The organism is Aeromonas sp. 25-248 (genome assembly GCF_053005425.1).
In genome coordinates this window covers 177,755-203,520 of sequence record NZ_JBRKTB010000007.1, presented here as the reverse complement: position 1 = coordinate 203,520, position 25,766 = coordinate 177,755, and the positions used below count along the sequence as shown (strand labels likewise).

The 25,766-nt window shown below is 57.5% G+C and carries 23 protein-coding genes and 3 tRNA genes; 3 read left to right on the top strand and 23 right to left on the bottom strand.

All coding sequences use genetic code 11. The annotated features are described in order from the left end of the window. From ACVDHI_RS12615 to ACVDHI_RS12515, 21 genes are all read right to left on the bottom strand, one after another. A partial coding sequence (locus tag ACVDHI_RS12615; protein WP_447212145.1) for an elongation factor Tu occupies window positions 1–749 on the bottom strand: 749 nt, incomplete at its 3' end. Between the two features lie 54 nt (window positions 750–803). After that, on the bottom strand, window positions 804–2,909 hold the full coding sequence (gene fusA, locus ACVDHI_RS12610; protein ID WP_010675948.1) for an elongation factor G: 2,106 nt from the start codon (window positions 2,907–2,909) through the stop codon (window positions 804–806). A gap of 75 nt (window positions 2,910–2,984) precedes the next feature. Beyond that, the gene (gene rpsG, locus ACVDHI_RS12605) at window positions 2,985–3,455 is read right to left on the bottom strand and encodes a 30S ribosomal protein S7 (RefSeq protein WP_010675949.1); all 471 of its coding nucleotides are present in this window, start codon (window positions 3,453–3,455) and stop codon (window positions 2,985–2,987) included. Window positions 3,456–3,548: 93 nt separating this feature from the next. Further along, window positions 3,549–3,923, bottom strand: a complete 375-nt coding sequence (rpsL, locus tag ACVDHI_RS12600; protein ID WP_005306278.1) for a 30S ribosomal protein S12 — start codon at window positions 3,921–3,923, stop codon at window positions 3,549–3,551. A 181-nt stretch (window positions 3,924–4,104) separates the two neighbouring features. Then, entirely contained in the window at window positions 4,105–4,383 is a 279-nt protein-coding gene (gene tusB, locus ACVDHI_RS12595; protein WP_128273695.1) for a sulfurtransferase complex subunit TusB, read from the bottom strand. A gap of 7 nt (window positions 4,384–4,390) precedes the next feature. After that, window positions 4,391–4,747, bottom strand: a complete 357-nt coding sequence (tusC, locus tag ACVDHI_RS12590; RefSeq protein WP_029314860.1) for a sulfurtransferase complex subunit TusC — start codon at window positions 4,745–4,747, stop codon at window positions 4,391–4,393. A gap of 9 nt (window positions 4,748–4,756) precedes the next feature. Beyond that, window positions 4,757–5,149, bottom strand: a complete 393-nt coding sequence (gene tusD, locus ACVDHI_RS12585) for a sulfurtransferase complex subunit TusD (RefSeq protein WP_010675952.1) — start codon at window positions 5,147–5,149, stop codon at window positions 4,757–4,759. An 86-nt stretch (window positions 5,150–5,235) separates the two neighbouring features. After that, window positions 5,236–5,616, bottom strand: a complete 381-nt coding sequence (locus ACVDHI_RS12580) for a RidA family protein (protein ID WP_010675953.1) — start codon at window positions 5,614–5,616, stop codon at window positions 5,236–5,238. 26 nt (window positions 5,617–5,642) lie between these two features. Then, entirely contained in the window at window positions 5,643–6,359 is a 717-nt protein-coding gene (locus ACVDHI_RS12575; protein WP_010675954.1) for a helix-turn-helix transcriptional regulator, read from the bottom strand. Window positions 6,360–6,556: 197 nt separating this feature from the next. Further along, the gene (gene rpoC / locus ACVDHI_RS12570) at window positions 6,557–10,861 is read right to left on the bottom strand and encodes a DNA-directed RNA polymerase subunit beta' (RefSeq protein ID WP_324051872.1); all 4,305 of its coding nucleotides are present in this window, start codon (window positions 10,859–10,861) and stop codon (window positions 6,557–6,559) included. A 91-nt stretch (window positions 10,862–10,952) separates the two neighbouring features. Beyond that, window positions 10,953–14,981, bottom strand: a complete 4,029-nt coding sequence (rpoB, locus tag ACVDHI_RS12565) for a DNA-directed RNA polymerase subunit beta (RefSeq protein ID WP_010675956.1) — start codon at window positions 14,979–14,981, stop codon at window positions 10,953–10,955. A 223-nt stretch (window positions 14,982–15,204) separates the two neighbouring features. Continuing rightward, entirely contained in the window at window positions 15,205–15,570 is a 366-nt protein-coding gene (rplL, locus tag ACVDHI_RS12560; protein ID WP_010675957.1) for a 50S ribosomal protein L7/L12, read from the bottom strand. A gap of 51 nt (window positions 15,571–15,621) precedes the next feature. Further along, window positions 15,622–16,122, bottom strand: coding sequence for a 50S ribosomal protein L10 (gene rplJ, locus ACVDHI_RS12555; RefSeq protein WP_005339895.1), 501 nt, complete (start codon window positions 16,120–16,122; stop codon window positions 15,622–15,624). Window positions 16,123–16,378: 256 nt separating this feature from the next. Continuing rightward, the gene (gene rplA, locus ACVDHI_RS12550; protein ID WP_010675958.1) at window positions 16,379–17,080 is read right to left on the bottom strand and encodes a 50S ribosomal protein L1; all 702 of its coding nucleotides are present in this window, start codon (window positions 17,078–17,080) and stop codon (window positions 16,379–16,381) included. 4 nt (window positions 17,081–17,084) lie between these two features. Further along, window positions 17,085–17,513, bottom strand: a complete 429-nt coding sequence (gene rplK / locus ACVDHI_RS12545) for a 50S ribosomal protein L11 (RefSeq protein ID WP_005306313.1) — start codon at window positions 17,511–17,513, stop codon at window positions 17,085–17,087. A 134-nt stretch (window positions 17,514–17,647) separates the two neighbouring features. Further along, window positions 17,648–18,199 carry a transcription termination/antitermination protein NusG gene (gene nusG / locus ACVDHI_RS12540; protein WP_010675959.1) on the bottom strand — a complete coding sequence of 184 codons (552 nt, stop codon included), beginning with the start codon at window positions 18,197–18,199 and terminating at the stop codon, window positions 17,648–17,650. A gap of 9 nt (window positions 18,200–18,208) precedes the next feature. Next, window positions 18,209–18,580 carry a preprotein translocase subunit SecE gene (secE, locus tag ACVDHI_RS12535; protein WP_010675960.1) on the bottom strand — a complete coding sequence of 124 codons (372 nt, stop codon included), beginning with the start codon at window positions 18,578–18,580 and terminating at the stop codon, window positions 18,209–18,211. Between the two features lie 60 nt (window positions 18,581–18,640). Then, window positions 18,641–18,717 (bottom strand) — tRNA-Trp (locus tag ACVDHI_RS12530). Window positions 18,718–18,769: 52 nt separating this feature from the next. Beyond that, a complete protein-coding gene (gene tuf / locus ACVDHI_RS12525) occupies window positions 18,770–19,954 on the bottom strand; it encodes an elongation factor Tu (protein WP_005306325.1) in 1,185 nt (394 codons plus the stop codon). Window positions 19,955–20,126: 172 nt separating this feature from the next. Continuing rightward, window positions 20,127–20,201, bottom strand: a tRNA-Gly gene (locus ACVDHI_RS12520). Between the two features lie 38 nt (window positions 20,202–20,239). Next, window positions 20,240–20,324: transfer RNA gene (locus tag ACVDHI_RS12515), tRNA-Tyr, on the bottom strand. A gap of 263 nt (window positions 20,325–20,587) precedes the next feature. Between ACVDHI_RS12515 and coaA the strand changes: the two genes are divergently transcribed. After that, the gene (gene coaA, locus ACVDHI_RS12510; protein ID WP_029314861.1) at window positions 20,588–21,526 is read left to right on the top strand and encodes a type I pantothenate kinase; all 939 of its coding nucleotides are present in this window, start codon (window positions 20,588–20,590) and stop codon (window positions 21,524–21,526) included. A 75-nt stretch (window positions 21,527–21,601) separates the two neighbouring features. On the opposite strand, the gene birA is transcribed toward coaA, so the two are convergent. Together birA and murB are read right to left on the bottom strand one after the other, a co-directional pair. Further along, window positions 21,602–22,567, bottom strand: coding sequence for a bifunctional biotin--[acetyl-CoA-carboxylase] ligase/biotin operon repressor BirA (birA, locus tag ACVDHI_RS12505; RefSeq protein WP_069784983.1), 966 nt, complete (start codon window positions 22,565–22,567; stop codon window positions 21,602–21,604). Further along, on the bottom strand, window positions 22,564–23,601 hold the full coding sequence (gene murB, locus ACVDHI_RS12500; RefSeq protein ID WP_143236953.1) for a UDP-N-acetylmuramate dehydrogenase: 1,038 nt from the start codon (window positions 23,599–23,601) through the stop codon (window positions 22,564–22,566). Before murB ends, birA begins: the two co-directional genes overlap by 4 nt. Before the next feature lie 125 nt (window positions 23,602–23,726). Between murB and ACVDHI_RS12495 the strand changes: the two genes are divergently transcribed. Both ACVDHI_RS12495 and ACVDHI_RS12490 read left to right on the top strand, forming a co-directional pair. Continuing rightward, window positions 23,727–24,380 carry a potassium channel family protein gene (locus ACVDHI_RS12495; protein ID WP_010675965.1) on the top strand — a complete coding sequence of 218 codons (654 nt, stop codon included), beginning with the start codon at window positions 23,727–23,729 and terminating at the stop codon, window positions 24,378–24,380. Continuing rightward, window positions 24,377–25,732: a TrkH family potassium uptake protein gene (locus ACVDHI_RS12490; RefSeq protein WP_447212144.1), complete on the top strand. Its 1,356-nt coding sequence runs from the start codon at window positions 24,377–24,379 to the stop codon at window positions 25,730–25,732. The genes ACVDHI_RS12495 and ACVDHI_RS12490 overlap by 4 nt, the downstream gene beginning before the upstream one ends. Window positions 25,733–25,766 lie beyond the last annotated feature (34 nt).

Sequence of the window (25,766 nt, the reverse complement as noted above, 5' to 3'; positions counted from 1 at the left end):
TCTTTGATACCAACGATTTCCACTTCTTCACCAACCTTGACGATACCGCGCTCTACACGACCGGTAACTACGGTACCACGGCCTGCGATGGAGAAGACGTCTTCGATAGGCATCAGGAACGGCTGGTCAATGGCACGCTCCGGCTCCGGAATGTAGGTGTCCAGGTGGCCAGCCAGTTCCAGGATCTTCTCTTCCCACTGAGCTTCGCCTTCCAGCGCTTTCAGTGCGGAACCACGTACTACCGGCAGGTCATCACCCGGGAAGTCGTACTCAGACAGCAGTTCGCGAACTTCCATCTCGACCAGTTCCAGCAGCTCTTCGTCATCTACCATGTCGCACTTGTTCATGAACACGATGATGTACGGAACGCCTACCTGACGACCCAGCAGGATGTGCTCACGAGTCTGCGGCATCGGGCCGTCAGTCGCTGCTACTACCAGGATTGCGCCGTCCATCTGGGCAGCACCGGTGATCATGTTTTTAACGTAGTCGGCGTGACCCGGGCAATCTACGTGAGCGTAGTGGCGGGTAGCAGTGTCGTATTCTACGTGGGAGGTGTTGATGGTGATACCACGCTCACGCTCTTCCGGTGCCTTGTCGATCTGGTCGAAGGCGAAAGCTTTACCACCGAAGTGCTTGGCCAGCACGTTGGTGATGGCGGCGGTCAGGGTGGTTTTACCGTGGTCAACGTGGCCGATGGTGCCGACGTTTACGTGCGGTTTATTACGCTCAAATTTTTCTTTAGACACGACGTAGTCCTTCTAGGTTAAACCCGCCTACCGTCGTAGGCGGGGAATCTTAAATTACTTGGATTTGCGCTCTTCGATCACGGCCTGGGCGACGTTGGTCGGGGCATCGTGATACTTGGCGAATTCCATGGCGTAGGAAGCACGACCCTGGGTAGCAGAACGCAGGGAGGTGGCGTAACCGAACATTTCGGCCAGCGGCACCAGCGCACGTACGATCTTGCCGGACGGGCCATCTTCCATGCCTTCGATCAGGCCGCGACGACGGTTCAGGTCACCGATCACGTCGCCCATGTAGTCTTCCGGAGTCTCGACTTCGACCTTCATGATCGGTTCGAGCAGTACCGGGTTGGCCTTCATGAAGCCAGCCTTGAACGCCAGAGAAGCAGCGATCTTGAACGCCAGTTCGGAAGAGTCGACATCGTGGTAGGAACCGAAGTGCAGACGCACACCCAGATCCATTACCGGATAGCCTGCCAGCGGGCCGGACTTCAGCTGCTCGCGGATACCCTTGTCAACACCCGGGATGAATTCGCCCGGAATCACGCCACCCTTGATGTCGTTGACGAATTCGTAGGCTTTGCCTTCTTCCAGCGGGTACATGTCGATAACGACGTGACCGTACTGACCACGACCACCGGACTGCTTGGCATGCTTGCCTTCGATGTCCTTGACGGTGTTGCGGATGGTTTCACGGTAGGCAACCTGCGGCTTACCTACGTTGGCTTCTACCTTGAACTCGCGACGCATACGGTCAACGATGATGTCCAGGTGCAGCTCACCCATACCGGCGATGATGGTTTGACCAGATTCTTCGTCGGTCCATACGCGGAAGGACGGATCTTCCTGAGCCAGACGGCCCAGAGCCAGACCCATCTTCTCCTGGTCAGCCTTGGATTTCGGCTCAACGGCGATGGAGATTACCGGCTCCGGGAATTCCATACGCTCCAGGATGATCGGTGCGCTTTCGTCACACAGGGTATCACCGGTGGTGACGTCCTTCAGGCCGATGGCAGCAGCGATGTCGCCTGCGCGAACTTCTTTGATCTCTTCACGCTTGTTGGCATGCATCTGAACGATACGGCCGAAACGCTCGCGCTTCTCTTTAACGGAGTTCAGCACGGAGTCACCGGAGTTGACCACACCGGAGTAAACACGGAAGAAGGTCAGGTTGCCCACGAACGGGTCGGTAGCAATCTTGAATGCCAGAGCAGAGAACGGCTCGTCATCGGAAGCGTGACGCTCGTCCTTGGTCTCGCCATCCAGCTTCAGACCGTCGATAGCAGCAACGTCGGTCGGAGCCGGCAGGTACTCGACCACGGCATCCAGCATGGCCTGTACACCCTTGTTCTTGAACGCGGAGCCACAGGTAACCAGGATGATTTCGTTGTTCAGAACACGCTGACGCAGAGCTTTCTTGATCTCTTCTTCAGTCAGTTCTTCACCACCCAGGTATTTTTCCATCAGGTCTTCAGACGCTTCAGCAGCGGCTTCAACCAGGTTCATGCGCATTTCTTGCGCTTGTTCCAGCAGCTCAGCCGGGACGTCTTCGTAGTCGAAGGATACGCCCTGGTCAGCTTCGCTCCAGTTGATGGCTTTCATCTTGACCAGGTCGATAACGCCCTTGAAGTTCTCTTCGGAACCGATGTTCAGTTGCAGAGGAACCGGGTTACCTTTCAGACGGGTCTTGATGTGCTCAACGCAGCGCAGGAAGTTGGCACCGGTACGGTCCATCTTGTTGACGAACGCGATACGGGGAACCTTGTACTTGTTAGCCTGACGCCATACGGTTTCAGACTGGGGCTGTACGCCACCTACGGCACAGTACACCATCACGGCGCCATCCAGAACACGCATGGAACGCTCTACTTCGATAGTAAAGTCAACGTGGCCCGGGGTATCGATGATGTTGATACGGTGCGGTTGGAACTGTTTACCCATACCGGACCAGAAAGCGGTGGTCGCGGCGGAGGTGATGGTGATACCACGCTCTTGTTCCTGTTCCATCCAGTCCATGGTGGCGGCGCCATCGTGAACTTCACCGATCTTGTGACTTACACCGGTGTAAAACAGAACGCGCTCGGTAGTAGTAGTCTTACCGGCGTCGATGTGAGCGGAGATACCGATATTACGATAACGCTCAATGGGGGTTGTACGAGCCATTGTCATCCTCTTACTAGGGCGCTTGTCCCCAGATAATTAAAGGTGCGCAGAGTCATAAGACCCTGCGCAAGCGGATTACCAGCGGAAGTGAGCGAAGGCCTTGTTCGCTTCAGCCATACGGTGAACGTCTTCACGTTTCTTGACAGACGAACCCTTATTGTCAGCGGCATCCAGCAGCTCGCCAGCCAAACGCTGAGCCATTGATTTTTCACCACGTTTACGAGCGGCATCAACCAACCAGCGCATTGCCAGAGCATTGCGACGTACCGGACGAACTTCTACCGGCACCTGATAGGTTGCACCACCGACGCGACGAGATTTAACCTCGACCGCCGGACGAATGTTGTCCAGAGCGACTTCGAACAGGGCCAGGTGCTCTTTGCCAGATTTGGTGGCAATGATGTCCAGGGCGCCATAAACGATGGCTTCTGCAACAGATTTCTTACCGTCAACCATTACTACGTTGACAAATTTAGCCAGCAGCTCAGATCCGAACTTGGGATCCGGCAGGATTTTACGCTGACCAACAACACGACGTCTTGGCATTTCAAATTCTCCGTAACTTCAGGGGTTACCCAAAACTAGAAAGTTATCTAACTAGAAACGAATTAACGTTTGGCCTTACTTAACGGAGAACCATTAAGCTTTCGGACGCTTCACGCCGTACTTGGAGCGAGCCTGCTTACGGTCTTTAACACCGGCACAGTCCAACGCACCACGAACGGTGTGATAACGAACACCTGGCAAGTCTTTTACACGACCGCCACGGATCAGAACAACAGAGTGCTCTTGCAGGTTGTGACCTTCACCACCGATGTAGGAGGTGACTTCGAAGCCGTTGGTCAGACGTACACGGCATACTTTACGCAGTGCAGAGTTAGGCTTCTTCGGGGTGGTGGTGTATACACGGGTGCATACGCCACGCTTCTGAGGGCACGCTTCCAGCGCCGGCACGTTGCTTTTCACAACGAGCTTGATGCGTGGCTTGCGAACCAACTGGTTAATAGTTGCCATCAAAAGGCTCCTGATAATGACTTCATAAACGTGTGAAAAATCCTCCCCGCAGATACGGGGACGCGAAATTTTATGCCCTGTTGTCTGGGGAGTCAAGATTTATACAATTTGCACACCGAAATGGCAAATGACAGTCGAATGACATTATGCTAAGCAACTGAGATAAAAAGGAAAACCAAGTCTAACCGCCCCAGGTCTGCGGTGATCCGTGCTCGGCGATCAACCTGATCAAACCCGGCATATCGAGTTCCATCCCGATCCCGGATGACAAGCCTCTCGCTTGCAAGTCTTCCTTCATGACGTACAGGGGGACCTCTGCCAAGCGCTCGCACCACCCGGGGGCAGCCGCCGCCATCACGGCATCCTGCATCAACACCACCAGATCCCCTTCCATGCGGTAACGCAACGCCAACTCGAGATCCTGGCTCATGAAGGGAGAGTTCAATATCAGCTGTATCACGGACACCTCAGAAGCAGATGTGGGTGGTGAAACCCGCCCAGCTACGGCGAATTTCCGCAGGAGAGAGCGGAATCACTGGGATTAGCAGATCCGCCGCCGTCAGTCCTCGCTCAGCCAGTGACACCGCACAGACATAGATCTCTTCGATGTCATACAGTTCCAGCATCTTGAAGGTCGGGGCGTAGTGACGCTGCAATATAGCGTGTGGTGATTGCTCCCTCACCAGTTGCATCACGCCATCACCCACCAGAAAGAGTGCCAGGGACTCCGTCAATGCAGAGGTGGCCAGCAGAGCATCCAGCCCCTCCCGACCACTCGCCGAACCATGGGGACCACGCCGTGAGATAAACGCTATTCTGGTCATTTTGTCCCCCTAGAACTGAACGAAGCGATCAGCGGTCAGTGCGGCTTCCGCCAACTGACCGAGCCCGCTCAGGCAGAATGGCGCTTCCAGATTGAAATGCTCCCGTCCCATTCCCTTGGCCTCCTGCTCATCCAGCACGCCACGGCGCATGGCCGCAGCCACACACACATCGATGCGGATACCCTGCTGGATGGCCAACTCGCGCCACAATGCCACCAGGTCGGTCTCATCGCTGGCTGGCGCATGGAGGCCATTGGCATTGCACACCCCCTCCTGATAGAAGAAGAGGTGGGACAAGCGGTGTCCCTGCTCGACCAGACTCAGGGCAAAACGATAGGCCGTGCTGGCCGTCTGGGTGCCATAGGCGGGCCCGGTGACCAGCAGAGCAAAATTCAGACTCATGATCGCACTCCTGCACAGCGGTGTATCCATTCTACCTCACAGACGCAAAAGCCCCTCCTGGGAGGGGCTTTTCCAATGAAACAGGCTCAGACGTAAGCGATGGCTTCGACTTCGACCAGTACATCCTTGGGCAGACGAGCAACTTCCACGCAGGAACGTGCCGGGGCGGACTCGCCAAAGTAGCGGGCATACACCTGGTTGAAGGCCACAAAGTTGTTCATGTCACTCAGGAAGCAAGTGGTCTTCAGCACCTTGCTGGTATCGGCCCCTGCGGCTTTCAAGACGGCAACCAGATTCTTCATCACCTGCTCTGCCTGAGCCTCGATGCCACCGGCAACGATGTCCATGGTGGCCGGATCGAGCGGGATCTGCCCGGAGGTAAAGACCAGCTCACCCAGCTTGGTAGCCTGGACATAAGGGCCAATTGCGGCAGGCGCCTTGTCGGTTGCAATCACTTCTTTAGCCATTGTTATCTATCCCCTATCTATGGCGCTTACTCGCTCTCTTCTTCACCCTGCTTGCGCTGTCGGATGTAGAGATACACGGTATGTTTGGAAATATTCAGCTTGTCGGCGACCAGGTTGATCGAGTCCTTGATATCAAATATGCCCTTCTCGAACAACTGGGTCACGATAAAACGGTTCTTGGCATTGTTGGCCACGGAGGGATCACGATTGATCTCGTCGATGGTGTTGTCCACCGTCTGGGCAACCAGCTCTTCGACGCTGTTGGCGAAGGTCTCCGGCGATTGCCGCTCCACCTGCTGTGGTGTCGGGAAGAATTCGGCCACGAACTCGTGGAAAGGCGCATTGATGTGCAAATTGATGCAGATAAGGCCGATCACCTGCTTGTCGCGGTTACGGATGGCGATGGTGCTCGACTTCATCAAGGCACCGGTCCGACTGCGGGCAAAATAACTCTGGGTGTGATCCTGACCCGTGCTCTCGATGTCCTTGAGCATCCGCAGGGCGAGATCGGTGATCGGCGCCCCCAGAGTTCGACCCGTATTGAAACCATTCGCGATTTGGATCACGGACTCATGCAGATTTTCCAGGGAGTGGAGCACCACCTCGCAGTGCTTACCGAACAGATCGGCCAGGCCTTCGATAAGGCCCCCATATGAACGCAACAGCTCCCTGTCTTCGTCTGTAAAAGCGCGACCGCTCAGTTGCTCTTCGGGAAGCAGTACTTCCTCGATACCGACAGCCATGTTCTACCCCTGTAATACCCATTCAACTTTCCCGAGTTTTCAGTTGCGACGGGGCAATGTCAACTTTTTTTGATTTTTTGCTCTATAACCTTGCACTGGATCATCCCCCTGCCCCAGCCCAGTGCATGCTGGGCGCCGGATGGGAAATAAAAAAAGGGCCCCTAGAAGGGGCCCTTTTCGATCACTGCAGCGGAAGATTACTCTTCGTCAAAACTGCCGGCTGCGTTGAGCAGATCCGCCAGGTTTTGCTGAGCTTCATCGGCAGTCACCTGCGGCACACCGACAGCACGGGCTGCGGCGGCACGCTGGTTGATGCGGCTGTGGTGGTAGGCAAAGCCGGTACCAGCCGGGATCAGACGACCCACGATCACGTTCTCTTTCAGGCCGCGCAGTTCATCACGCTTGCCACCAACGGCTGCTTCGGTCAGCACGCGGGTGGTCTCCTGGAAGGAAGCCGCGGAGATGAAGGACTCGGTGCTCAGAGATGCCTTGGTAATACCCATCAGGATATGACGGTAGGTAGCCGGGGTCTTCCCTTCGGCAACCAGTTTACGGTTGGCAATCTTCACACGGGCCACTTCAACCTGTTCACCTTCGATCAGGTCGGTGTCGCCAGCGCTCAGGATCTCGCACTTGCGAAGCATCTGACGCACGATGACTTCGATGTGCTTGTCGTTGATCTTAACGCCTTGCAGACGGTAAACGTCCTGCACTTCGTTGGCGATGTAGTTGGCGACCGGGCTGATACCGCGCAGACGCAGGATGTCATGAGCAGATTCGGGACCGTCCGCCAGCACTTCACCCTTCTCAACTTTTTCACCTTCGAACACGTTGAGGTGACGCCATTTCGGAATCATCTCTTCATAGATCTCGCCACCATCGGTCGGGGTGATGACCAGACGACGTTTGCCCTTGGTCTCTTTCCCGAAGGAGATGGTACCGGAGATCTCGGCCAGGATGGCCGGCTCTTTCGGCTGACGTGCTTCGAACAGGTCCGCAACGCGCGGCAGACCACCGGTGATGTCCTTGGTACCACTGGACTCTTGCGGGATACGCGCAACCGCGTCACCCACGCCCACGTTGGCACCATCTTCCAGGTTCACGATCGCCTTGCCCGGCAGGAAGTACTGGGCGGGAACGTCGGTGCCCGGGATCATCACATCCTTGCCATTCAGATCGACCAGTTTCACGGTCGGACGCATCTCTTTACCGGCGCTCGGACGCTCGTTGACATCCAGTACGACGATGGAAGAGAGGCCGGTCAGCTCGTCAGTCTGACGAGTAATGGTCACACCGTCGATCATGTGTTCGAAGTGCAGACGACCCGCCACTTCGGTGATGATCGGGTGGGTGTGCGGGTCCCAGTTCGCGACGGTATCACCGGCGTTCACCGCTTCGCCATCCTTCACTTCCAGCACGGAACCGTAAGGCAGCTTGTGGCTTTCCTTGGTACGGCCCATCTCGTCCATGATGGTCAGCTCGGTAGAACGGGAGGTGATAACCAGCTTGTCAGAGCTGTTCAGAACGAACTTGGCGTTCTGCAACTTGATGCTACCGGTGTTCTTCACCTGGATGCTGCTCTCGGCAGCCGCTCGGGATGCGGCACCACCGATGTGGAAGGTACGCATCGTCAGCTGGGTGCCCGGTTCACCGATGGACTGAGCGGCGATAACACCGACAGCCTCACCCTTGTTAACCAGGTGACCACGGGCCAGATCACGGCCGTAGCAGTGAGCACAGTTACCGAAGTCGGTCTCACAGGTGATGGCAGAACGTACCTTCACGCGGTCGACGGAGTTGCGCTCCAGCAGGTCACACAGCTGCTCGTCGAGCAGGGTGTTGCGCGCTACCAGCACTTCATCCTCGGTACCCGGCTTGATCACGTCTTCGGCCACCACACGACCCAACACGCGCTCACGCAGCGGCTCGACCACGTCGCCACCCTCGATCAGCGGAGTCATCCACAGACCGTCGGTAGTGCCGCAATCGTCCTCGGTGATCACCATGTCCTGGGCCACGTCAACCAGACGACGGGTCAGGTAACCGGAGTTCGCTGTCTTCAGTGCGGTATCCGCCAGACCTTTACGAGCACCGTGAGTGGAGATGAAGTACTGCAGTACGTTCAGACCTTCACGGAAGTTCGCCACGATCGGCGTTTCGATGATGGAGCCATCCGGCTTCGCCATCAGGCCACGCATACCGGCCAGCTGACGGATCTGGGCGGCGGAGCCCCGCGCACCAGAGTCGGCCATCATGAAGATGCTGTTGAAGGAGGCTTGCTCTTCCTCATCGCCCAGGGAGTTGACGTTACGCTCCTTGGAAAGGTTGTCCATCATGGCCTTGGAGACGCGATCGTTCGCGCTGGCCCAGATATCGATAACCTTGTTGTAACGTTCGCCCGCGGTCACCAGACCGGACAAGAACTGGTCCTGGATCTCGGCAACTTCGGCTTCTGCAGCAGCGATGATGTCTTTCTTGGCATCCGGGATGACCATGTCATCGATACCAACAGAGGCACCGGACAGGGCCGCGTAGTGGAAACCGGTATACATCAGCTGGTCAGCGAAGATGACGGTATCCTTCAGGCCCTGCTTGCGATAGCAGGTGTTCAGCAGACGGGAGATGAGCTTTTTGCCCAGCGCCTTGTTGGAGACGCACTTGATCCAGTTCTGCGGGTTGGCGTCCAGGTCAGCCTGCTCTGCAGCAGTCAGTACCTTGGGCTCGTCAATCAGCGCGTACTCCATGCCTTTGGGCAGGATCAGGCTCAGGATCGCACGACCAACGGTAGTGTTCTTCATCTCGGTCTTGGCAACCAGCTCACCGGCTTCGTTCTTCACGTACTCGGTGATGCGGCACTTGACGCGAGCATGCAGGTCGGCCAGACCGGCACGGTACACCTTCTCGGCCTCTTTAGGACCGGACAGCACCATACCTTCGCCTTTGGCGTTGATACGGGCACGGGTCATGTAGTACAGACCCAAGACCACGTCCTGAGAAGGAACGATGATCGGCTCACCGGAGGCAGGCGACAGGATGTTGTTGGTGGACATCATCAGGGCGCGCGCTTCCAGCTGGGCTTCCAGGGTCAGCGGTACGTGGACCGCCATCTGGTCACCGTCGAAGTCCGCGTTATACGCAGCACAAACGAGCGGGTGCAGCTGGATGGCCTTCCCTTCGATCAGGGTCGGTTCAAACGCCTGAATACCCAGACGGTGCAGGGTCGGTGCACGGTTCAGCAGAACCGGGTGTTCGCGGATCACTTCGTCCAAGATGTCCCAAACGACGGCTTCTTCGCGCTCCACCATCTTCTTGGCGGCCTTGATCGTGGTCGCCAGACCGCGGGATTCCAGCTTGCCGTAGATGAAGGGCTTGAACAGCTCAAGTGCCATCTTCTTCGGCAGACCGCACTGATGCAGACGCAGGGTCGGACCTACGGTGATAACGGAACGACCTGAGTAGTCGACACGCTTACCCAGCAGGTTCTGACGGAAACGACCTTGCTTACCCTTGATCATGTCGGCCAGGGATTTCAGCGGGCGCTTGTTGGAACCGGTGATGGCACGACCACGACGGCCGTTGTCCAGCAGGGCATCCACGGACTCTTGCAGCATGCGCTTTTCGTTGCGCACGATGATGTCCGGCGCAGCCAGGTCCAGCAGGCGCTTCAAGCGGTTGTTACGGTTGATCACGCGACGGTACAGATCGTTCAGATCGGAGGTCGCGAAACGACCGCCGTCCAGCGGTACCAGCGGACGCAGGTCCGGCGGCAGCACGGGCAGCACTGTCATGATCATCCACTCCGGCTTGTTGCCGGATTGCAGGAAGGCTTCCATCAGCTTCAGACGCTTGGTGGTCTTCTTGCGCTTGGTCTCGGAGTTGGTCTGATCCAGCTCCTCACGCATGGCTTTGACTTCGCCTTCCAGATCGATGGCGCGCAGCAGAGCCAGAATGGCCTCGGCCCCCATCTTGGCGTCGAATTCGTCGCCCCACTCTTCCAATGCGTCCAGATAGTTCTCTTCGGAGAGCATCTGGCTGCGCTCGAGGTTGGTCATGCCGGGTTCGATCACTACATAGGATTCGAAATACAGCACGCGCTCGATGTCACGCAGGGTCATGTCCAGCAGCAGACCGATACGGGACGGCAGGGACTTCAGGAACCAGATGTGGGCAGTCGGGCTGGCCAGCTCGATGTGGCCCATGCGCTCACGACGGACCTTGGTCTGGGTCACTTCTACACCGCACTTCTCGCAGATCACACCACGGTGTTTCAGGCGCTTGTACTTGCCGCACAGACACTCGTAGTCCTTCACCGGTCCGAAGATACGGGCGCAGAACAGACCATCACGCTCCGGCTTGAAAGTCCGGTAGTTGATGGTCTCAGGCTTTTTGACCTCACCGAATGACCAGGAGCGGATCATGTCAGGAGAGGCCAGACCGATCTTGATACTGTCAAACTCTTCGGTCTTGGTCTGAGCCTTCAAAAACTTGAGTAAGTCTTTCACGTGTTTCCCCTGTCAGGAGTCTAACCTCGGCGCCCCGGCTGCCGAAACAGCGGGGCGCCCACGTCAATTCTCGAACAATAAGAGCGAGCTCTTACTCTTCGTCCAGCTCGATGTTGATACCCAGAGAGCGGATTTCCTTCAGCAATACGTTGAAGGATTCGGGCATGCCCGGCTCCATACGGTGGTCGCCATCCACGATGTTCTTGTACATCTTGGTACGGCCGTTCACATCGTCAGACTTGACGGTCAGCATTTCCTGCAGGGTATATGCCGCACCGTAAGCCTCCAGGGCCCACACTTCCATCTCACCGAACCGCTGACCACCGAACTGCGCCTTACCACCCAGCGGCTGCTGGGTAACCAGGCTGTAGGAACCGGTAGAACGCGCGTGCATCTTGTCGTCTACCAGGTGGTTCAGCTTCAGCATGTACATGTAACCCACGGTGACCTTGCGCTCGAAGGCGTTACCGGTACGACCGTCGAACAGGGAGATCTGACCGGATTCCGGCAGATCGGCCAGCTTCAGCAAGGCTTTGATTTCGCGCTCTTTGGCACCATCAAAGACAGGTGTAGCCACCGGCAGACCCTTACGCAGGTTACCCACCAGGGTACGCACGTCGTCGTCAGACAGCTCGGCAATGTTCACTTGCTGGGAGTCCTTCTCGCCCAGGTCATAGACCTGTTGCAGGAACTCGCGCATCTCGTGCAGCTCGCGCTGTTCTTTGATCATGCGGTCGATCTTCTCGCCGATGCCCTTGGCCGCGAGGCCCAGGTGCACTTCGAGGATCTGACCGATGTTCATACGAGACGGTACACCCAGCGGGTTCAGTACGATGTCGACCGGACGGCCGTACTCGTCATGGGGCATATCCTCGACCGGACAGATCTTGGAGATAACACCCTTGTTACCGTGACGGCCCGCCATCTTGTCACCCGGCTGGATGCGACGCTTGACGGCCAGATAGACCTTGACGATCTTCAGTACGCCCGGCGCCAGGTCATCGCCCTGGATGATCTTGCGACGCTTGTTCTCGAATTTCTTGTCGAACTCGGCCTTCAGCTCAACGTGCTGTTCAGCGATCTGCTCCAGCTCGATTTGCTTGGCTTCATCTTCGATGGCCAGCTCAAACCACTTGGAACGATCGAGCTTGTTCAGACGATCTTCGCTGTAACCGGCGGCCAGCAGCAGATTGCGGGAACGGCCGAAAATGCCGTCTTCCAGGATCTTGAACTCTTCGGTCAAGTCCTTCTTCGCTTCCTTCAACTGCATCTCTTCGATTTCTTTGGCGCGCTTGTCTTTTTCCACGCCATCGCGGGTAAAGACCTGCACGTCAACCACGGTACCGTACACACCGTTCGGTACACGCAGGGAGGAGTCCTTCACGTCGGACGCCTTCTCACCGAAGATGGCGCGCAGCAGCTTCTCTTCCGGGGTCAGCTGGGTTTCACCTTTCGGAGTCACCTTGCCGACCAGGATATCGCCGCCCTTCACTTCGGCACCCACGTAGACGATGCCGGACTCGTCCAGCTTGGACAGAGCGGCTTCACCCACGTTCGGGATGTCAGCAGTGATCTCTTCCGGACCCAGCTTGGTGTCACGGGAGATACAGGCCAGTTCCTGGATGTGAATGGTGGTCAGGCGATCTTCCTGAACAACACGTTCGTTCACCAGGATCGAGTCTTCGAAGTTGTAACCGTTCCACGGCATGAACGCGACGCGCAGGTTCTGACCCAGCGCCAGTTCGCCGAGATCGGTGGACGGGCCGTCAGCCAGCACGTCGCCCGCCATCACCGGCTCGCCCAACATCACGCACGGACGCTGGTTGATACAGGTGTTCTGGTTGGAACGGGTGTATTTGGTCAGGCTGTAGATGTCGATGCCGGCTTCGCCAGGCAGCAGCTCATCTTCATTGACCTTGATAACGATACGGGAGGCATCGACATAGTCGATCATGCCGCCACGCTTGGCCACTACGGTCACACCGGAGTCAACGGCCACTGCGCGTTCCATACCGGTACCTACCAACGGCTTGTCAGCGCGCAGGGTCGGTACAGCCTGACGTTGCATGTTTGAACCCATCAATGCGCGGTTCGCGTCATCGTGTTCCAGGAACGGGATCAGGGCCGCTGCCACAGAGACGATCTGTTGCGGGCTCACGTCCATGTACTGGATCTGGTCGGCGTTCATAAAGGTGGATTCACCTTTGTGACGGCACGGGATCAATTCATCTTTCAGACGGCCATCTTCGGTGGTCGCGGCGTTGGCCTGTGCGATCACGTACTTACCTTCTTCAATCGCAGACAAGTAATCCACTTCGTCGGTGATCACACCGTCGATCACCTTGCGGTACGGGGTCTCGAGGAAACCGTACTCGTTGGTGCGGGAATACACGGACAGCGAGTTGATCAGACCGATGTTCGGACCTTCCGGCGTTTCGATGGGGCACAGACGACCGTAGTGGGTCGGGTGTACGTCTCGAACTTCGAAACCGGCACGCTCACGGGTCAGACCGCCCGGGCCCAGCGCGGAGATACGGCGCTTGTGGGTCACTTCGGACAGCGGGTTGTTCTGGTCCATGAACTGGGACAGCTGGCTGGAACCAAAGAACTCTTTGACCGCGGCGGAGATCGGCTTGGCGTTGATCAGATCCTGCGGCATCAAGGTGTCCAGATCGCCCAGAGACAGGCGCTCCTTCACCGCACGCTCGACACGGACCAGACCGACACGGAACTGGTTCTCGGCCATTTCACCGACGGAACGAATACGACGGTTACCAAGGTGGTCGATATCGTCCACTTCGTCGTTACCGTTACGGATGTCGATCAGGCGCTTCATGACCTCGACGATATCGTCCTTGGTCAGCACGCCAACGCCAGTCTCGTCTTCACGACCCAAACGGCGGTTGAACTTCATCCGACCTACGGTAGACAGGTCGTAACGCTCGGAAGAGAAGAACAGGTTCTCGAACAGCTGCTCGGCCGCTTCGCGAGTGGGCGGCTCGCCCGGACGCATCATGCGATAGATCTCGACCAGGGCTTCCAGGCGGCTGGAGCTGGAGTCGATACGCAGGGTCTCGGACATGTAGGCACCGTGATCCAGTTCGTTGGTGAACAGAACCTCGAAGTGCTTGAAGCCGGCTTGGGACAGGTTGGCAACCGCTTCCAGGCTCAGCGCCTGGTTGGCAGTGACAACCATCTCACCAGTCTGCGGGTGCGCGTAGTTCTTGGCTGCAACTTTGCCAACAACATACTCTACCGGCACCTCGATCTGGGTGATGCCGTCTTTTTCCAGCTGACGGATGTGACGGGCAGTGACACGACGACCGGTTTCAACCACCACGGCGCCATTGGCAATGATGTCGAAGGTCGCGGTCTCGCCACGCAGGCGCTCGGGCACCAGATCCATCATCAACTTGCCATCCTTGACCTCGAAACCGATGGTCTCGAAGAAGGTGGCCAGGATTTCTTCGGAACTGAAGTCCAGGGCGCGCAGAATAATGGAGGCCGGCAGTTTGCGACGACGGTCGATACGGACAAACAGGTTGTCTTTCGCATCGAACTCGAAGTCCAGCCAGGAGCCACGGTAGGGGATAACGCGGGCGTTATAAAGCACCTTACCGGATGAATGTGTTTTGCCTTTATCGTGGTCGAAGAAGACGCCCGGGCTGCGGTGCAGCTGGGAGACGATGACCCGTTCGGTACCATTGATGACAAAGGTGCCGTTCTCGGTCATGAGCGGAATTTCGCCCATGTATACTTCTTGTTCCTTGATATCTTTGACGGTGCCGGCAGCTGCTTCACGGTCGTACAGAACCATACGAAGCTTGACACGCAGCGGCGCGGAGTAGGTCACTCCACGGATCTGGCATTCTTTTACGTCAAATACCGGCTCACCCAGGCGATAGCTGACATACTGAAGCTCAGCACTACCGGAGTAACTGGTGATCGGGAAAACGCTACGGAAGGCGGCTTCTAGGCCGTACTCACCTTCCGGGTCAGCCTCGATGAACTGCTTGAAGGAGTCCAGCTGAATGGACAACAGATAAGGCGTGTCCAGTACCTGGTCTCGCTTACCGAAGTCCTTACGTATGCGTTTTTTTTCGGTATAAGAGTAAACCATAGGGTTCCTCAGCTCGCTGATAAGTGACCCACTCTGTCCCCACGGGACAGCTCTGTCTCAACACCGTTTTGTGTTGGCCCGGACGATGAGGCGGTCCGGATTGCTGGTGCACCGAGAGTCGTGAACGGTGTGAAATACTCTCAGTCTACAGCGCAAAAAGGCTGGTGAATAAAGATTCACCAGCCTTAGCCTGTTTTATCAGGCTAATCTACATAAATGCAGATTATTTGATCTCAACAGAAGCACCGGCAGCTTCCAGCTCTTTCTTCAGAGCTTCAGCTTCGTCCTTGGACACGGCTTCTTTCAGATTGGTCGGAGCAGCTTCTACCAGGTCCTTGGCTTCTTTCAGGCCCAGACCGGTAGCGCCACGAACGGCCTTGATGACGGCAACTTTGTTGGCGCCAGCAGCAGTCAGAACTACGTCGAACTCGGTCTTCTCTTCTACTGCTTCAGCAGCAGCCGGGCCAGCCATGACGGCAGCAGCGGCAGAAACACCGAACTTCTCTTCCATAGCTTCGATCAGCTCAACAACTTCCATTACGGACATGGAAGCAACGGCTTCGATGATTTGGTCTTTAGTGATAGACATGACAAAAATTCCTGATGTTGAATAAACTCAAACAGCCTAGATAGGCGAGAATCAAGCAGCAGCTTGTTTCTGGTCGCGAACAGCAGCGATAGTACGAACCAGCTTGCCAGCAGAGGCTTCCTTCATGGTAGCCATCAACTTCGCAATTGCTTCTTCGTAAGTCGGCAGCGTGGCCAGACGATCAATTTGTGCTGCGGCGATAAACTCACCGTTAAAAGCGCCAGCCTTGATTTCGAACTTTTGGTTCGCTTTGGCAAACTCTTTGAACAGACGAGCGGCAGCGCCCGGGTGTTCGTTAGAGAAAGCAATCAAGGTAGGACCGGTAAATGCGTCGTTCAGGCACTCGTATTCGGTACCTTCTACCGCGCGACGCAGCAGGGTGTTACGCACAACGCGCATGTACACACCAGCTTCACGAGCGGTCTTACGCAGGACGGTCATCTTGTCTACAGTGACGCCGCGAGAATCGGCTACAACTGCAGAAAGAGCGCCTTTGGCAGCTTCGTTGACTTCAGCAACAATTGCCTTTTTGTCTTCGAGTCCCAATGCCATTGGCTTAACTCCTGGATTGAATCCGGGTCTGTTGACCCAGTACTGACACATCCCCCCTACCTTTACAACAGAGGGGAACGATGCGGTAGCAGGATTCCAGAAGAGAAAGAATCTTTCTCGCTGGGTTTCCGGCACCGTCTACGCAGGAAAAATTAAGGCTTTGCGGCCTCCTGCGGTCTTGGACGGAGGTCGAAACCCCCAACCAATCAAGGCGCAAAATTATAGATTAAATTTTGCGCCTTGTAAAACCCATCAATTAGGCCTGAGCTTCCAGGGAAGCTTGGTCTACGGCAACACCGGCACCCATGGTGGTGGAGATGCTGACTTTCTTGATGAATACACCCTTGGCGGAGGACGGCTTGGCCTTCTTCAAGGCAACCAGCAGAGCTTCCAGGTTTTCTTTCAGCTGAACTTCGTTGAAAGAGACCTTGCCCAGAGTGGTATGAATGATACCGTTCTTATCGTTACGGTAACGAACCTGACCAGCCTTGGCGTTCTTGACGGCTTCGGCTACGTTCGGAGTGACGGTACCCACTTTCGGGTTCGGCATCAGACCGCGCGGGCCCAGGATTTGACCCAGTTGACCAACAACACGCATGGCATCCGGGGATGCGATGACGACGTCGAAGTTCATCTCGCCTTTCTTGACCAGCTCGGCCAGGTCGTCCATACCAACCAGTTCAGCACCGGCAGCCTTAGCGGCTTCGGCGTTGGCACCCTGGGTGAACACGGCGACACGGATGTCACGACCGGTACCGTGCGGCAGTACAGTTGCACCACGTACGTTCTGGTCGGATTTACGAGCATCGATACCCAGGTTAACGGCAACGTCAACGCTTTCAACGAACTTGGCAGTAGCCAGTTCTTTCAGCAGGGCAATGGCTTCGTTGATGGAGTACTCTTTGGTACCGTCAACTTTTTCGCGAATAACGCGCATACGCTTGGACAGTTTAGCCATTGTCTTACTCCTCCACTACCAGGCCCATGGAACGAGCGGAACCGGCGATGCAACGTACTTTTGCATCCAGATCGGCACCAGTCATATCCGGCTCTTTGGTCTTGGCGATTTCTTGCAGCTGAGCCACAGTCACCTTACCAACCTTGTCTTTGTTCGGCTTGGCGGAACCAGACTGGATACCAGCGGCTTTCTTCAGCAGGAAGGAAGCGGGCGGAGTCTTGGTTTCGAAGGTGAAGGAACGGTCGCTGTAAACGGTGATCACGACCGGTGTCGGAGAACCTTTTTCCAGCTTTTCTGTACGGGCGTTGAATGCCTTACAGAATTCCATGATGTTCACACCGTGCTGACCCAGAGCAGGACCAACGGGAGGGCTGGGGTTAGCACTGCCAGCCTTAACTTGCAGCTTGATATAAGCTGTGACTTTCTTAGCCATTACAAAAATACCTCAAAAATGGGTTCTAACGCCTCGGAGACATGCTCCTGCAAACGGCTCCCCAACAAATAAAGGGGCAGCGAATTATAGAGATAATCGCTGCCCCTGACAACCGTTAAACGTACAGAGATTAATCAGCCTTTTTCGACCTGACCAAAATCCAGTTCTACCGGCGTTGAGCGGCCGAAGATCAGTACGGAGACCTTCACGCGGCTCTTTTCGTAGTCCACCTCTTCAACGGTACCGTTGAAGTCGGCGAACGGACCATCGGCAACCCGGACCATCTCACCCGGTTCAAACAGGGTTTTCGGACGCGGTTTGTCGTGGGCATCTTGCAGACGGTTGAGGATGGCATCCGCTTCTTTATCGGAGATCGGAGCCGGACGGTCGGAAGTACCGCCGATGAAGCCCATGACGCGCGGTACATTGCGTACCAGGTGCCATGTGGTCTCATCCATCACCATCTGGACCAGGACGTATCCCGGAAAAAATTTGCGCTCACTCTTGCGCTTCTGGCCAGCACGCATCTCGACCACTTCTTCGGTCGGGACCAGCACTTCACCAAACAGCTCTTCCATGCCATGCATCTTGATATGTTCACGCAGGGATTTGGCAACACGGCCTTCGTAGCCGGAAAATGCCTGCACGACATACCATCTCATACGCTGTTCACGTTGTTCAGTCATGGCTTATCCTTACACACCGGTAATCAGGTTGACCAACCAGACCAAGGCGCCGTCCAACACGAACAGCAGCAGCCCCATCACGGCAGTCACCGCCAGCACAATCAGGGTTGTCTGAATGGCTTCCTGACGGGTCGGCCATACGACCTTGCGGACTTCCAGGCGAGACTCACGGGCAAACGCCAGCGTTGCCTTGCCCTTGGTGGTTTGCAGGGCCACTGCACCGGCAGCAGCGATGACAACGACCACACCCAGGGCGCGGACGGCAGCAATAACGTCGCTCAGCAGGTAATTGCCCACTACAGCGGCCGCCAGGATGATGAAAACCAGGCCCCAAAGCAGGGTATCCTTGCTTCCGCCCTGACCCTCAGAACTAACACTCATACAACCCACCTGTATCTGACGTAACCAAAGACACAAAAGCCCCGTACGAGACGAGGTATATGGCAGGGGCGGCAGGACTCGAACCCGCAACCATCGGTTTTGGAGACCGCTGTTCTACCAATTCGAACTACGCCCCTGCATAAGAAAGCCCCTATTATAGGGGCTTTGCTTTATTTATGTAAGCCAAGATTAAGCGATAACTTTGGCTACAACACCAGCACCTACGGTACGGCCACCTTCACGGATGGCGAAACGCAGGCCGTCGTCCATCGCGATCGGCGCAATCAGGGTAACAACCATCTTGATGTTGTCGCCCGGCATGACCATCTCTACGCCTTCCGGCAGTTCGATGGTACCGGTCACGTCGGTAGTACGGAAGTAGAACTGCGGACGGTAGCCCTTGAAGAACGGAGTGTGACGACCACCTTCTTCTTTGGACAGCACGTACACTTCGGATTCGAACTTGGTGTGCGGCTTGATGGTGCCCGGCTTGGCCAGTACCTGACCACGCTCTACGTCTTCACGCTTCACGCCACGCAGCAGCGCGCCAACGTTCTCACCTGCACGACCTTCGTCCAGCAGTTTGCGGAACATTTCAACGCCGGTACAGGTGGTCTTGGTGGTATCTTTGATACCAACGATTTCCACTTCTTCACCAACCTTGACGATACCGCGCTCTACACGACCGGTAACTACGGTACCGCGGCCTGCGATGGAGAAGACGTCTTCGATAGGCATCAGGAACGGCTGGTCGATGGCACGCTCCGGCTCCGGAATGTAGGTGTCCAGGTGGCCAGCCAGTTCCAGGATCTTCTCTTCCCACTGAGCTTCGCCTTCCAGCGCTTTCAGTGCGGAACCACGGACTACCGGCAGGTCATCACCCGGGAAGTCGTACTCGGACAGCAGTTCGCGAACTTCCATCTCGACCAGTTCCAGCAGCTCTTCGTCATCTACCATGTCGCACTTGTTCATGAACACGATGATGTACGGAACGCCTACCTGACGACCCAGCAGGATGTGCTCACGAGTCTGCGGCATCGGGCCGTCAGTCGCTGCTACTACCAGGATTGCGCCGTCCATCTGGGCAGCACCGGTGATCATGTTTTTAACGTAGTCGGCGTGACCCGGGCAATCTACGTGAGCGTAGTGGCGGGTAGCAGTGTCGTATTCTACGTGGGAGGTGTTGATGGTGATACCACGCTCACGCTCTTCCGGTGCCTTGTCGATCTGGTCGAAGGCGAAAGCTTTACCACCGAAGTGCTTGGCCAGCACGTTGGTGATGGCGGCGGTCAGGGTGGTTTTACCGTGGTCAACGTGGCCGATGGTACCCACGTTAACGTGCGGTTTATTACGCTCAAATTTTTCTTTAGACATGATCGTCCCTCTAAACTAACGCTGAGTACGCGGTGGCAAGCTAACCACAGAACAGTTTATATGATGGATTTGAATCAAGGGGAGTAGAGAGGTTGGTGCTGACAGGCTGGTTCGATTGCCGAACTCACCCTAAGGTGTGGCTCTCAGAATTACCTGAGCCATATCAGCATCTTGGAGCGGGCAGCGGGAATCGAACCCGCATCATCAGCTTGGAAGGCTGAGGTAATAGCCATTATACGATGCCCGCATTTCTCTAACCCAAAGAACTCAAACCGCAGAGAAATATGGTGGAGGGAGAAGGATTCGAACCTTCGAAGGCAGAGCCGTCAGATTTACAGTCTGATCCCTTTGGCCGCTCGGGAACCCCTCCAGTTGCATAAATGCCACAACGGTAATTCTGCTTGCACCCGTTGTTTTTGTCGCTTTTGCTGGGCAAATAGACGACAGACATCCAAGCGTCGCGCATTTTATGGTAAGGATTTTGGGGATGCAACCATTGCACCTTGCAAAATGTGCATTTATGCCGGGATCCAGGCAAAAAAACGCTCCTTCTCCGTCCCGACCGGACGCGTCCCTTGTCGCTCCCGATCCCTTGGTGTATGGTCGCCCTGCCCAAGAAACAGTGATGACACCATGACGACAGAGCATAACCCCTATTTGCAATTCACCCGCGAACAATGGGCGTTATTGCGCGATGCGGTCCCCCTGACCCTGACCGAGCACGATCTGCAGACCCTGCGCGGGATCAACGAGAAGGTGTCATTGCGGGAAGTGGAAGAGATCTATCTGCCCCTCTCCCGTCTCCTCAATCTCTACGTCAAGGCCAAGCAGCGCCGCAGCCGGGTGCTGGAGCAGTTTCTCGGTCAGTCCCGCGGCAAGGGCACCTATATCATCAGCATCGCCGGCAGCGTGGCGGGGGGAAAGAGCACCACGGCCCGTATCCTTCAGGCATTGCTGGAGCGCTGGCCGGAGCACCCCAGGGTGGAGCTGGTCACCACCGACGGCTTCCTGTTTCCCAACAAGGAGCTGGAAGCCCGTGGCCTGATGCGTCGCAAGGGGTTCCCCGAGTCTTATGACATCCGCCATCTGGTGGAGTTTGTCGCCAATATCCGCGCCGGCCACGAGAAGGTCGAGGCCCCCGTCTACTCCCACCTCATCTATGACATCCTGCCCGACGAGAAGAAGGTGGTGGAGCAGCCGGACATCCTGATCCTGGAGGGGCTCAATGTGCTGCAAAGCGGCATGGACTATCCCCAGGACCCTCATCGCGTGTTCGTGTCGGACTTCGTCGACTTCTCCATCTATGTGGATGCCGACGCCGAGCTGCTGCGCACCTGGTACATCGATCGTTTTCTCAAATTCCGCAGCGGCGCCTTCTCGGATCCCGACTCCTATTTCCACCACTACGCCAAGCTGGCCGAGAGCGAGGCGACCGAGATCGCCAACAACATCTGGCAGGATATCAACTACCTGAATCTGCAAGAGAACATCTTGCCGACCCGGGAGCGGGCCAACCTCATCCTCACCAAGGGCAACGAGCACGCCATCGAGCAGATCAAGCTGCGCAAGTGACCACTGTCGCAGTGCATACATGAAAGAGGGGCCCGCAGGCCCCCTCTTTCATTCAGTCCTCATGAGCGTACGAGGTCAGTCACCCCGCCGCAGGGAGAGTTCCCCTCCCAGATAGAGCTTGAGCCCCTCTTCCGTCTCCAGACGCAGGGCTCCGCGTTCGTCGATCCCCCGGGCAATCCCGCGGATCACCTGCTCTCCCATCAGCAGCTTCACCGGCTGGCCGGCGAAGTGGTCGAGCCGGTTCCAGCTCTCGACAAAACTCGCCAGCCCCGTCTGTTCGAAGGTCTGCATGGCCTGCTGCAGGTGCAGCAGCACACAGGCTGCCAGCTCGTTGCGATCCACCAGCTCGGGCTGGATATGGCGCAGCTCGGACCAGGCCTGATCGATCTTCTCCCCCTCCCGACTCGGCATCGCCAGATTGAGGCCGACCCCGATCACCAGATGGCAGCTGGCACCCGCACTGCCGCTCATCTCCACCAGGATGCCCGCCAGCTTGCGGCCCTGGTAATAGAGGTCGTTCGGCCACTTGAGCTCCACCCCGGGATAACCGAGGGACTCCAGCGCCTCGACCACCGCCACGCCGACCGCAAGACTCAGTCCCATGGCGGCCGCCATGCCCTGCTCAAGCCGCCAGTACATGCTCAGGATCAGCTGGCAACCGAAGGGAGAAACCCAGGGTTTGCCACGACGTCCCCGCCCGGCTGTCTGGCACTCGGCCAGACAGCTTTCGCCGGAGCTCAGGGTGTTGACCCGCTCCAGCAGGTACTGGTTGGTGGAGTCGATGACAGGGAAGCAGTGCACCGGTGCCATCGGTGCCTCTGCCTGCAGCCGCCCCTCGTCATAGAGGGCCATGGGCACCGCCAGCCGATAGCCCTTGCCGGTCAGGCTGAAGAGATCCAGCCCCAGATCCTTGAGCGCGGCCATGTGCTTGCTCACCGCCGCTCGGCTGATGCCAAGGCGCTCGCCCAGCTGCTCGCCGGAATGGAACTGGCCGTCGCTGAGCAGGGTGATCAGGGTCTGTCTGATGGGGGTCAGGGTCATGCCAGTACCTCGTCGAGCCAGGTTTCACCGCTGCGCCCCATGAAGCGCACCTCATGTTCCAGCACCACACCGAACTGGTGTTCCACGCTGTCGCGGACATGGGCCGCCAGCGCGATGAGCTCCATGGCGCTGGCGCCCCCCAGATTGACCAGCACCAGCGCCTGCTCCTGATGGACGGCGGCACGACCGATGGCAAACCCCTTGAGACCGCACTGATCGATGAGCCAGCCAGCCGCCAGCTTGGCCTGCCCTTCTGCCGCAGGGTAGCAGGGCATCTGCGGGTATTGCTGTTTCAGGGTCTCGGCCAGGGCGGCGGGCACCACAGGGTTTTTGAAGAAACTGCCCGCGTTGCCCAGCACCGCCGGATCCGGCAGCTTGGCCATGCGGGTGGCACAGACGGTGTCGAAAATGGCCTGTGGCGAAGGGGCATCCCCCAGCGCCGCCAGCGGGCCATAACCGGCGACCGGGCGCCATGCCTTGGGCAGGCGCAGACCGACGGCGATGATGAAGTGGGAGTCCTGATAGTCGTGCTTGAAGATGCTGTCACGGTAACCGAACCGGCAGTCGGCCGCCGCGATGCGCTCAACCTCGCCACTCTGCCAGTTGAACGCCTCCACGTAGGCACAGACGCTGGCCAGCTCGACCCCGTAGGCACCGATGTTCTGTACCGGGGCCGCCCCGACCGTCCCGGGAATGAGTGCCAGGTTCTCCAGCCCGTGCCAGCCCTGTTGCAGGGCGTGGCATACCAGCTCGTGCCAGTTTTCACCTGCCGCCACGTGTAGCAGCCAATGCTCGGACTCCTCGTGCAGCGTGATCCCTTTCAGGCCGTTGTGGACCACCAGACCGGCAAAGTCATCGCAGAACAGGATGTTGCTTCCTCCTCCCAGCACCAGGCGCGGCAAGGTGGCCAACTCCGGGTTGGTCCGCAGTTGCGCGAGATCATCCGGCCGGGTCACATCGGCCAGCCAGAGGCAGTGTGCGTCCAGGCCCAGAGTATTGAGGGTCGACAGGGAGGCGTGGGGGGTGAGTTTCATCTGTGTGTTCCGACAAGGACAAGGGCGCAGTTTACCCCAGATCCCCCGGGACAAAAAACCCGGACACTTTTCGGACTCAGGGCTCTGGAGTAGAGTAACCCCTTCATCCCGCTGAGGAAGCATGCATGAACAATCAATTCGCCGTCATCGGCCTGGGCCTGTTTGGCAGCGCCTTGTGCGAAGAGTTGCAGCGCCAGAATGCCGAGGTACTGGCCATCGACATCGACGAGAGCAAGACCCGCCAGATAGCCACCCTCTGCAACCACGTCATCGTTGCCGATGCCACCGACGAGGCCACGGTCGCCGAACTGGGCCTGGCGAATTTCGACATCGTCTTTGTCGCCATCGGCGACAACCTGGAGACCAGCATCCTGACCACGCTGGTGCTGAAAGAGGCGGGCGTGAAGAAGGTCTGGGTCAAGGCCCGCGACAAGTTCCACGCCAAGATCTTGCAGAAGGTGGGCGCGGACAAGGTGATCAACCCGGAGTGGGACATGGGCCGCCGGGTAGCCCAGAGCATGCTGGACAACCGGCTGTTCGACTACCTGGAGCTGGGTCACGACATGGTGCTGACCGAGTTCGTGATCGGCCTGCAGCAAAACACCCGCACCCTGGCCGACTTGCGCCTGCTGCAGCAAAGCGATTTCCAGCTGCTGGCCATCAAGCGTGGCGAGGTGCTCCACAACGTCCTGACCGGCAAGATGGAGCTGCAACTCGGTGACATCCTGATCCTGGCCGGCAACAAGCACGCCATTGATCACTGGCTCGACACCCTATGATCAACTGGCGCAGCAACTACGCCTTCACCCTGCATCGGGAAGACAACTCCCGCTGGAGCGAGGCCAAGCTCATCCTGGGCAGTTTCCTCATCATACTGCTGGTTGGCACCCTGTTTCTGGTCCAGCCCTCCAGCCACAAGGGTGAGGTCACCGTCATCAACGCCTTGTTCACCGCCACCTCCGCCATCAGCGTGACCGGCCTCGGGGTGGTGGATACCGGCACCGCCTTCACCCTGCAGGGGCAGATCATCCTGTTGATATTGATGGAGATTGGTGGTCTCGGCCAGATGACCATGACACTGCTGCTCATCGCCATGTTCAGCAAGCGGGTCGGGCTGCGCCAGCAGGTGCTGGCCAAGGAGGCGCTGGGCCAGGAGGGATCCGTCAACATCGTCCAGCTGGTGAAGCGCATCGTCCTGTTCGCCCTGATTGCCCAGCTGATCGGCACCGCCATCATGGCCATTCGCTGGGTGCCCGACATGGGCTGGGGCCACGGCCTCTACGTCAGCTTCTTCCACGCGGTGTCAGCTTTCAACAACGCCGGCTTCTCGCTGTTTGCCAACAACCTCATGGACTACCGGGATGACCCCATCATCAGCCTGACCATACCGGCCCTGCTGATCCTGGGGGGGGTAGGCTTCACCGTCATCGTCGACCTGGTGCGCAACCGCCGCTGGCGCAAGCTGAAACTGCACAGCAAGCTGATGCTGCTGATGACCCCTGCCCTGCTGCTGCTGGGGACCCTGATGTTCTGGCTGCTGGAGCACAACAACCCGGGCACCCTGGGCAACGCCTCCTTCGGGAGCCAGTGGCTGGCAGCCTTCTTCCAGTCGGCCACCGCGCGCACGGCGGGCTTCAACACGGTGGATATCGGCCAGATGGTGCCGGCCTCCTTGCTGTTCATGATGATGCTGATGTTCATCGGTGCCGGGGCAACCTCGACCGGGGGCGGTATCAAGGTCACCACCTTTGCCGTCGTCCTGCTGGCGACCCGGGCGTTTCTGACCAAGCGCCCCCATGTCACCGCCTTCGGCCGCACCCTGTCACCCCAGATAGTGACCCGCTCCCTGGCCATCATCATCGTCAGTACCATGGTGCTGATGATGGCGATGTTCCTGCTGATGCTCACGGAGTCGCAATCATTCGACAAGATCATGTTCGAGACCATCTCGGCCTTTGCCACCGTGGGACTGTCCACCGGCATCACCGCTTCTCTGAGCGAACCGGGCAAACTGATCCTGGTGCTGGTGATGATCTGCGGCCGTCTGGGGCCCCTCACCCTGGCGATCATGCTGGCCCGCCCGGTGGAGACCCGCATCCGTTATCCGGAAGAAAGCGTCTACACGGGGTAAGCCGCTCCATCCATGTAAAGAGGGGCCACTGGCC